The sequence below is a fragment of the Falsiroseomonas sp. RANM36 genome (assembly GCF_056682175.1).
This window is the reverse complement of record NZ_JBWXTD010000005.1, coordinates 397,173-405,828: the sequence shown is the minus strand read 5'-3', so window position 1 is coordinate 405,828 and position 8,656 is coordinate 397,173. Positions and strand designations below refer to the sequence as shown.

Genomic DNA, 8,656 nt, shown 5'->3' with positions numbered 1-8,656 from the left:
GGGCCCGCGCCCGGGCGGCCCCCCATGCCGGCGGGGATGGCGGGACCGGCCGGGCCGGCCCCGCCGTCCGGTTCAGCGGCCCGTGCCGGCGCGTGCCATACGCTCCGCCATCGCCTGCGGCACGTAGATGGTCGTCATGTTCTGGCCCATGCCGATCACGACGGGGACGAAGCCCTCTCGCGGCTGCTGAGCGAAGACGGAATCGAGGTGCATCACCCGGACGTCCCCCATGCCGGTCGGCTCCGTCACCATCACGCGGCCGCCGCCGACGAGGTTGCCCTGCGCCATCGGGCCGTAGTCCACCGTCATGTTCTCGCCCGTGCCGACCACGCGCGGATAGGACTGCGCGGCAGCGGGGCCGGCGGCAACCGCCAGCGCCGCCCCGGCGACAGCCGCAAGGATGGACATCTTCCGGAACGAATTCGACATATCAAGCTCCCTTCCTACGACCATGCCAGGATGAGCTGGCCGTGACTGTAATTCGCCTGCACAAGTTGCAAGTTACGGCAATCGCGCAAATTCGAGCGGTATTTTTTATTATGGCTCTTCTGCGCCTGTGCCATGTCCGTGCCGCGCGCGGGCGAGCCGCGGGCGTCGTGGCCACGAGGGCGAGTATCGGAAGCGGAGCGGCAGGCCGCCACGACGACGCGCGCATGGTTTCGATGCAACGCCGGCATCGCCGTGCGGGTCAGGCCTGCCAGCGCTCCCGCCGGACCGCCTCGACGAAGCAGCCGAGGGAGGCCGACCAGCGCCGCCCCGCGACGGTGACGAGGCAGACGCTGCGCGCCGGCGGCGAATCCTCGATCGCGCGCAGCACGAGACCCGGCTGCGCCGCACTGAACTCGGGCAGGAAGCACACGCCCATGCCCGCCGCGACCAGGCTCTGGATCCAGTCCTCCCGCTCGCTGCGGCAGCCATGCACGAGCTTCGCGCCGACCGCCCGCAGCGCATCGCCCAGCACCTCCCGGTGCTCGCAGTTGATGCGCGAGAGATAGACCTGCCCGTCCATGTCGCGCATGCGGATCGCAGGCCGTGCCGCGAAGGGATGGCCGGGCGCGCAGGCGACGCGGAAATTCTCCGTGTAGAGCGAATCGGCGCGCAGCCGCTCGCCCGGGCCTTCGGGCAGGGAGGTGATGGCGGCATCGAGCTCGCCGCGCAGCAGCCGCTCGCAGAGCTGGCCCGGCGTGGCGTCGGACAGCGTGATGGCGATGCCCGGGCGCCGCGCGCGGAAGCGGCTGAGGAAGCCGCCGAACCGCGCCGGCCCGATCGAGCACATCACGCCGAGCCGCAGGTCCGACCCTTCCAGGCGGCTGTGCAGCGACACCTGCTGGCGGAGCGCGTGGCTGCGCGCGACGATCTCCTCGAGCTGCGGATGCACCAGGCGGCCGAGCGCGGTCAGATGCGTGTTGCCGCGCTCGCGCGCCAGCAGCGGGCCGCCGAACTCGCGCTCCAGCCGCTGGATCGCGCGCGTCAGCGTCGGCTGCGTCACGCCGCAGGCCTCCGCCGCGCGGGTGAAGTTCATGGTGCGCACGACGCACAGGAAATAGTCGATCTCGCGCAGGTCCATCGCATCCATCCTGGCGGCATGCGCCTTCGCGCCGCCCTTGCCGGAATGCTTCGCGGCACCCGCTGCGAAGGTTTCGCCGTCAGTCGAGCCGGGCGCCGGCGGGCACCTGCATGCCGCGCTGCACGGCGGCCCGTGCGCCCACTTGCGCGAACCAGCGGGCGAGCGCGGGAAAATCCTCCAGCCGCTGCTCCGCCCAGCCATGCCGCGCGATCCAGGGAAAGGCGGCGATGTCGGCCAGGCCATAGTCGTCGCCCGCCAGGAAGGGCGATGCGCCGAGCCGCCCCTCCAGCACGCCATAGGCGCGCGCCACCAGGGCGACGGTGTGCCGCCGCGCGGCCTCCGGCTTTTCCGCCGCGAGCTCCGTCCAGTGATGCGCCTGGCCGGTGAAGGGGCCGAGCGAGGTCAGCACCACCATCAGCCAGGCGAGCGCGACAGCGCGCGGCGCGCCAGAAGCGGGCAGGAAGCGGCCATGCGTCTCGGCCAGGTGCAGCAGGATCGCCCCGCTCTCGAACAGCGGCGGCGCGCCAGCCTCCACCAGAATCGGGATCTTGCCATAGGGATTGAGCGCCAGGATCTCCGGCGCGAACTGCGCGCGCGCGCGGATGTTCACCGGCGTCACCGCGTATTCCAGCCCGAGCTCCTCGAGCAGGATCGAGACGCGCTGCGAATTGGGCGTCGCCCAGCCGTAGAAGCGGCGCATCCGGGCGCTCAGGCGGCGCTCGCCGAAAGCCCCGCGCGCATCAGGCGCGGGCCGATCACGGAAGCGATCAGCGTCGTCACGACGATCGCCATGCCGTGCCAGGCCAGCACCATCGCCGCCGCCTGCAGGTGATGCACCAGGCTGAGCCCGACGCTGGCGAGCGCGGCCGCGGACAGTCCGCCGAGGGTGGCCACCGGCACCGGCCTGATCAGCGCCGCATGACGCGTGAGCCAGGCCATGCCGATGGTCAGCGGCACGCCGAAGCCGACGATGAAGCCGAGGCAGGGGAAGCTGGTGGTGAGCGTCAGCGCCTCCGGCCCGGCGCGGAACAGGTCGGCCAGACAGCCCCAGCCCATCGTGGCGAGCCAGGCGATGGCGGCCGGCACCGGCAGCAGCGCCCAGCGCCGGTCGCGATCGGGCAGTGCGAGCTGGAAGGCGGCGAAGCCCGCCAGGATGCCGGTCGCGGCCGCGCTGATCAGCTGCGGCGTATCGAAGCCGGAGGCGAGGCGCTCGGCCAGGTCGTGGCGGAAGCCGAAGATGGCGACGGCGGCGCCGATCACGGCCACGACGATGCCGAGCCACACGATCGCCGCGACGGCGGGGTTCCACACGCGCTTGACCGGCTTTAGGCCGGTGGAGAGCTGCTCGATCAGGTCTTCGCTACGCATGGCCGGCTCATTCCTCCACGCCGAACCGCCGCCGGAGCGAGCGGAGCGCGCGGTGCGTCGCGACCTTCAGGGCGCCGACGCTCATGCCGGACCGCCCGCTGGCCTCGGCCAGGGACAGGTCCTCGATCTTGGTCAGGCCGAGCGCGGTGCGCTGCGCGGCGGGCAGGTCCGCCACCGCGTCGCGCAGCCGCGCCGCCTCCATCCGGACGGCGAGCTCGGCCTCGGCATCGCGGCCCGGGGCGGCGACCTCGCCGGCCGCCTCCATCTCCACCTCCCGGCCGGCCGAGCGGCCGCGTTTCCGGCCGCGGTCCAGCGCACGGCGCTCGGCGATCGCGGCCAGCCAGGGGCGGAAGGGGCGCGCCGGGTCGTAGGTGTGGCGCACCCGATGGAGCGTCAGCAGCGCGTCCTGCACCGCGTCCTCCACATCGGCGGCATCGCGCAGCCGGGCGCGGCAGATGGCCCGCAGCAGGGGCAGGCATTCGCGCAGCAGCATGTCATAGGCGCGCCCATTCCCCGCCTGGGCAGCCGCCATCAGCTCCGACCAGCGCGCATCGCGCGCATCGCGGTCGAGGGCCGCGTCGGAAGGCCGCTCCCCTCTCACGAGCAGGAAGCCGGCCGCAGGAGAAAACAATACGGCATGTGGCATCGCAGACTACCCCGATCCCCGGCATCCGCGCGAGACGTCACATGCGCGGGTCTTGGGGAGCGCTTCGCGCCGACGGGTCGCGAAGTTACGCCTGCGTGAGCAGGGGCATGCCATCCGCTGCTTTTCCTGGCCCCGCTGCCCGGCTCGGGCGTAGTGTTTGTGGATGTTCGCGCCTCCCGTCCCGCGACCTGCCGGCCCGGCGCCCGCCCATCGGCGGAGCGTGCCCGTGCGCTCACGCCACGACACGCATGAGCACCTGGCCCATCGCGCCGCCGAGCAGGCTCTGGCCGGGCCCGAGCCGGACCAGGCCGGGCTGCAGCCGGTGGGCGCGGGTCCGCGCCTGGTCGCCGGCGCGCTCGGCAGCCCCGGCCAGCCGCTGCCGACGCCGACGCGGAGCTATTTCGAGCGCCGGCTGGGCCGGGATTTTGGCGGGGTCCGGGTGCATACCGGCCCGCTGGCGGGCGCCACCGCGCGGGCGATGGGCGCCTCGGCCTATGCGCTGGGCAGCGACATCGCCTTCGCGCCCGGCCGCTATGCGCCGGAAACCGAGGCCGGGCGGCATCTGCTGGCGCATGAGCTGGCGCATGTCGCCCAGCAGGCCGGCGGCTCGCCCGCCCTCGGGCTCGGCGCCGCGCCGCTCGGCGTGCAGCGCGCGGTCGAGACGCTGGGCGGCACCTGGGACACGGACAGCTACACGCTGACCTTCGACGCCGCGGGCAACCACGAAGGCTGCGAGATCAACCGGCTGCGGTTCACGCCGAAGGATCCGGTGGACGCGACGAAGATCGGCCTGGTGCAGGCGGTGACCTCGCGCGACAATGGCAGCCCGACCGCGATCAACGCGACCGCGGGGGCGCGGTCGATCCCGGCGGGCGAGACCGATGAGGGACTGCACATCGATCGCATGGCGTCCCGCCGCAACCCCGTCTACGGCATGGACGACCCGACGAACGCCAATCCGACGCTCGGCGACTCCACCGCGGCGAGCAACGCGCAATGGGGCTGGCACTTCCGCCCCTCGCTCTTCGGCATCGACCTCGGCTTCGTCGCGCATCAGGATGCGACGCTCTATGACGGGCCGGCGCTGCCCGGCCACGGCTCCAACGCCAGCCAGATCTTCGAGACGACCGCGCTCGCGGTGGAGGGCACGCAGGCCGGCACCTTCTATGGATCGGTGCGCTGGGGCTGGCAGTCGGACGCATCCAACAACGCGACGCTCCTGCCACTATCCGTGATCAGCGTCGGCGTGCCGAGCGCGAGCTTCCGCATCGCTTCCGACCTGTGGAACGAGAACCCCACCTCGACCGGCGCGAGCACGCTGGAGCTTCCGGTGGCGGCGGGCAGTGCGGGCGGCAAGCTGCCGCGCGACATGACGACGACCGAGATCATGACGCGCCTGCGGCAGATCGAGCAGGAACGGCGGGAAGCGGTCGTCGGCAACATGATCGCCGCGATCGGCTTCGGCGAGCCGCGTACGACCGAAACGCTCGATTTCGAGGAAGCGGCGCTGCGGCGGGAACTGACGTCCCGCATGGGCGACTTCCCGATGCCCAGCGGCGACACGCGGGTCGCGTGACGACACCATGGGCGACCTGGCGGCACGGCTGACCGGCCTCGGCTACCAGGGGCTCTTCCTGCGCATGCCGCCGGAAGCACCCGATCTGTGGCGGGAGCCGGGCGCGCCGGCGGCGCTGGCAGCTCTCGTGGCCGACCCCGCCGCCCCGCCGGAAGCCCGCTTCCTTGCCGCCGAGGTCACCGCCGCGCAGGGCGGCGCCCTGCCGAACGCGCCGGCGCCGCTGCTGGCGGAGGCCTATGCGGGGGCGCTGGCGGGCGCGCGTGTCGGCAATGTCTGGGGCCTGCCGGGCGACCTGGACACCCCGGCTGCGCGCAACCTGCTTTCGCTGGGCGAGGCCGCGATCCCGGCCTTGCGCCCGCTGCTCGGCGACGAGCGGGCGGTGCGCTACGGCGGCAGCGAGGACGCCACGATCGGCAACGCCGCGCATTGGCGGATCAAGGATTTCGCCGCCTCCGTGATCGCGCGGCTGCGCGGCCTGCCCTTCGACGCTGCGGCGCCGCCGGCGGCGCGCGCCGCGGCGATCGCCCGGTTGCTCGCGGCGCCGTGAGCCCGCGGCGTCCGGTCGGGCGCCGAATCCAGGCTTTCTCCAGAACTCCTCAAGGCCGCCTCCAAGCGAGCGCGGCCCTGTCTCGCCAGGATGCCGCCACGTCCCGCCCAGGGGCCGGTGCGCGGCACCGGACGAGCCGGCGGGGCGGGACCTGCAACCCGCGAGGAGACGCTCCATGTCCGCCACCGCCGAAACCGCCGCCCCCGCCGCCGCCCCCGCCGCAGCGAAGGCCCCCCCGCCGCCGCGCCACGGCGTGAACACGCCCGCGCTGTTCGCCACGATCAACGTGGTGAAGGGCCAGCCCGAGCTCGCGAAGTTCCAGTTCCGCGCGAACAGCGCCTGGAAGTCCGGCACCCATATGCAGAGCTCGATGGCAGGCTTCTCGGGCGCCGGTGGAGAGCACCTGCACAAGGCGCCGATGACGGCCGACAGCGACCACCCCGCGGTCCTTTGCGGCGAGGATGCCGGGCCGACGCCGGTGGAGTGGCTGCTGCACGCGCTCGCCGGCTGCCTCACCGCCGGCATCGCGAACATCGCCGCCGCGCGTGGCGTGACGCTGACCAGGGCGGAGGCGAAGGTCGAGGGCGACATCGACCTGCGCGGCATCCTCGGCCTGTCGGACGAGGTGCGCAACGGCTTCGAGGCGATCCGCATCAGCTTCGACATCGCCGGCGACGCGTCGCCGGAGAAGCTGCAGGAGATCGTGCGCCAGTCCGTCGCGCGCTCCGCGGTCTTCGACATGCTGACCAACGGCCTGCCGGTCACCGTCTCGGCCAAGGCCTGACCCGCCGCCCGCCCCGGCCCCCCGGGCGGCCCCGGCGGCGCGCCCCCCCGCGCCCCCCCCCCCCCCCCCCCGCCCCCCCCCCGGCGGGCCGCCGGCCGGCCCCGCACCCTTCCCCCTGCAAGGACATCGCGCCATGCGCAGCACCGACGCCGTCGTCATCGGCGCGGGCCAGGCCGGCCTCGCCATCAGCCATGAATTCACCCGCCTCGGCATCGCGCATGTCGTGCTGGAGCGCGGCCGCGTCGCGGAACGCTGGCGCAGCGAGCGCTGGGACAGCCTCCGGCTGCTCACGCCCAACTGGATGAACGGCCTGCCGGGCCAAGCCTATGCCGGCCCCGATCCGGACGGCTTCATGACCATGCCGGAGGTGATCGGCTTCCTCGAGGCCTATGCGGCGCGCGCGCCGGTGGAGACGGAGACCGAGGTGCGCGCGCTGCGCAGCTTCGGCGGCCAGTATCTGCTGGAGACCAGCCGCGGCACCTGGCGCGCGCGTGCGGTGGTGGTGGCCACCGGCCATTGCGGGCTGCCGGCGGTGCCGCGCTTCGCCGCGAGCCTTCCCGTGCATGTCCACCAGCTCACGCCGTCGCGCTACCGCAACCCGGCCTCGCTTCCCGAAGGCGGCGTGCTGGTGGTGGGCGCCGGCGCCTCGGCGCTGCAGATCGCCGAGGAACTCGCCGCGGCCGGGCGCAAGGTGATCCTCTCGGCCGGGCGGCACACCCGGCTGCCGCGGCGCTATCGCGGCCGCGACATCTGGTGGTGGATGCACCGCGCCGGCGTGCCGGAGGACCGCGCCGAGGACCAGGCGGATCTGGCGCGGGCGCGGGCGCAGCCTTCTCTGCAACTCGTCGGCGGCACGCCGCCGCGCGACATTGATCTCGGCACGCTGCGCGCGATGGGCGTGCGCGTCGTCGGCCGCATGCGCGGCGCCTCGGGGCGGCTCGCGCAGTTCTGCGACGACCTGATGGAGAATGTCGCGGGCGCCCAGAAGCCGCTGCACAGCCTGCTCGCGCGCATCGACCCCGTGGCCGACGCGCTTGGCGCGCCGCGCGAGGACTGGCCGGCGCCGCTCACCGGGTTCGGGCCGGGGCCGGAGCGGCTCGACCTGAAGGCGGAGGGCATCGGCGGCATCGTCTGGGCCACCGGCTATCGCCGCGACAATGCCTGGCTGCGCATCCCCGGCCTGCTCGATGCGGCCGGCGAGATCCGCCATCGCGGCGGCGTCACGCCGACACCCGGCCTCTACCTGCTCGGCCTGCGCTTCCTGCGCCGGCGCAGCTCCAACTTCATCGGTGGCGTCGGCGCCGATGCCGCGGCGATCGCCCTGGAGGCGGCCGGGCATCTGGCCGAGCGCAGCGTCCGCAACATCGGCCGCGCCGCGGCCTGACCAAAGGAGACAGGCGATGTCCGCGACATCACGCTATGACGCGATCGTTGTCGGCGCGCGCTGCGCCGGCGCCGCCACGGCCATGCTCATGGCCCGCAAGGGCATGCGCGTGCTGGCGCTGGACCGCGGCGCCTACGGCACCGAGACGCTGTCCACCCATGCGCTGATGCGCGGCGGCGTGCTGCAATTGGCGCGCTGGGGCGTGCTGCCGCACATCCTGGCCGCCGGAACGCCCGCGGTGCGCCGCACCAGCTTCCACTACGGCGCCGAGGAGGTCGCGATCGACCTGCGCGCCGGCGACGGCGTGGACGCGCTCTACGCGCCGCGGCGGTCGGTGCTGGACGCGGCGCTGGTGGATGCAGCGGTCGAGGCCGGCGTCGAGATCCGACATGGCGAGATCGTCTTCGCCCTCGACCAACGCGGCGGCCGTGTCGCCGGCGTGGTCTCACTCGACGCGGAGGGAAGGCGACGGGAGATCGCGGCCGACCTGGTGATCGGGGCGGACGGCGTCGGCTCCGCCGTCGCGCGGCTCGTCGCCGCGCCGATGCTGCGGGAGGCGCGGCATGCCACCGCGACCGTCTTCGGCTACTGGTCCGGCATCGGCACCGAGGGCTACCACTGGCACTACGTGCCGGGCGCCAGCGCCGGCGCCATCCCGACCAATGCCGGGCTGCATTGCGTCTTCGCCGCCGTGCCGCCCGCGACCTGGCGCGCGCGGGGGCGCCGGGCGGCCGGGGCCGGGCGCGGCGGGGGCGGGGGGGGGGGGGGGGGGGGCGGGGGCCCC

At 73.9% G+C, this 8,656-nt stretch carries 10 protein-coding genes; 5 read left to right on the top strand and 5 right to left on the bottom strand.

Annotation, left to right across the window (positions count from 1 at the left end):
- Positions 1-72: 72 nt before the first annotated feature.
- The 5 genes from AC1MIR_RS19955 to AC1MIR_RS19935 form a co-directional block, all read right to left on the bottom strand.
- Positions 73-429 (bottom strand): hypothetical protein, encoded by a 357-nt coding sequence (locus tag AC1MIR_RS19955; RefSeq protein WP_480029937.1) that lies wholly within the window; start codon positions 427-429, stop codon positions 73-75.
- 259 nt (positions 430-688) lie between these two features.
- On the bottom strand, positions 689-1,567 hold the full coding sequence (locus AC1MIR_RS19950; RefSeq protein WP_480029936.1) for a LysR family transcriptional regulator: 879 nt from the start codon (positions 1,565-1,567) through the stop codon (positions 689-691).
- Between the two features lie 79 nt (positions 1,568-1,646).
- Entirely contained in the window at positions 1,647-2,267 is a 621-nt protein-coding gene (locus AC1MIR_RS19945; RefSeq protein WP_480029935.1) for a glutathione S-transferase family protein, read from the bottom strand.
- A gap of 8 nt (positions 2,268-2,275) precedes the next feature.
- Positions 2,276-2,935, bottom strand: coding sequence for an NrsF family protein (locus AC1MIR_RS19940; RefSeq protein ID WP_480029934.1), 660 nt, complete (start codon positions 2,933-2,935; stop codon positions 2,276-2,278).
- A gap of 7 nt (positions 2,936-2,942) precedes the next feature.
- Positions 2,943-3,581, bottom strand: a complete 639-nt coding sequence (locus AC1MIR_RS19935; RefSeq protein WP_480029933.1) for an RNA polymerase sigma factor — start codon at positions 3,579-3,581, stop codon at positions 2,943-2,945.
- A 226-nt stretch (positions 3,582-3,807) separates the two neighbouring features.
- Here AC1MIR_RS19935 and AC1MIR_RS19930 point away from each other — a divergent pair, with 226 nt between their 5' ends.
- The 5 genes from AC1MIR_RS19930 to AC1MIR_RS19910 form a co-directional block, all read left to right on the top strand.
- Positions 3,808-5,157 (top strand): eCIS core domain-containing protein, encoded by a 1,350-nt coding sequence (locus AC1MIR_RS19930; protein WP_480029932.1) that lies wholly within the window; start codon positions 3,808-3,810, stop codon positions 5,155-5,157.
- Between the two features lie 7 nt (positions 5,158-5,164).
- Positions 5,165-5,704 (top strand): hypothetical protein, encoded by a 540-nt coding sequence (locus AC1MIR_RS19925; protein ID WP_480029931.1) that lies wholly within the window; start codon positions 5,165-5,167, stop codon positions 5,702-5,704.
- 175 nt (positions 5,705-5,879) lie between these two features.
- Positions 5,880-6,488 (top strand): OsmC family protein, encoded by a 609-nt coding sequence (locus AC1MIR_RS19920; RefSeq protein ID WP_480029930.1) that lies wholly within the window; start codon positions 5,880-5,882, stop codon positions 6,486-6,488.
- 133 nt (positions 6,489-6,621) lie between these two features.
- Complete coding sequence (locus AC1MIR_RS19915; RefSeq protein WP_480029929.1) at positions 6,622-7,872, top strand: NAD(P)-binding domain-containing protein; 1,251 nt, start codon at positions 6,622-6,624, stop codon at positions 7,870-7,872.
- Positions 7,873-7,888: 16 nt separating this feature from the next.
- On the top strand, positions 7,889-8,656 hold a 768-nt coding region (locus tag AC1MIR_RS19910; protein ID WP_480029928.1), incomplete at its 3' end, for an NAD(P)/FAD-dependent oxidoreductase.

Coding starts and splice junctions, on each gene's coding strand:
- AC1MIR_RS19950 (WP_480029936.1), bottom strand. CDS start 1,567: ATGGACCTGCGCGAGATCGACTATTTCCTGTGCGTCGTGCGCACCATG.
- AC1MIR_RS19925 (WP_480029931.1), top strand. CDS start 5,165: ATGGGCGACCTGGCGGCACGGCTGACCGGCCTCGGCTACCAGGGGCTC.
- AC1MIR_RS19935 (WP_480029933.1), bottom strand. CDS start 3,581: ATGCCACATGCCGTATTGTTTTCTCCTGCGGCCGGCTTCCTGCTCGTG.
- AC1MIR_RS19955 (WP_480029937.1), bottom strand. CDS start 429: ATGTCGAATTCGTTCCGGAAGATGTCCATCCTTGCGGCTGTCGCCGGG.
- AC1MIR_RS19940 (WP_480029934.1), bottom strand. CDS start 2,935: ATGCGTAGCGAAGACCTGATCGAGCAGCTCTCCACCGGCCTAAAGCCG.
- AC1MIR_RS19920 (WP_480029930.1), top strand. CDS start 5,880: ATGTCCGCCACCGCCGAAACCGCCGCCCCCGCCGCCGCCCCCGCCGCA.
- AC1MIR_RS19915 (WP_480029929.1), top strand. CDS start 6,622: ATGCGCAGCACCGACGCCGTCGTCATCGGCGCGGGCCAGGCCGGCCTC.
- AC1MIR_RS19945 (WP_480029935.1), bottom strand. CDS start 2,267: ATGCGCCGCTTCTACGGCTGGGCGACGCCCAATTCGCAGCGCGTCTCG.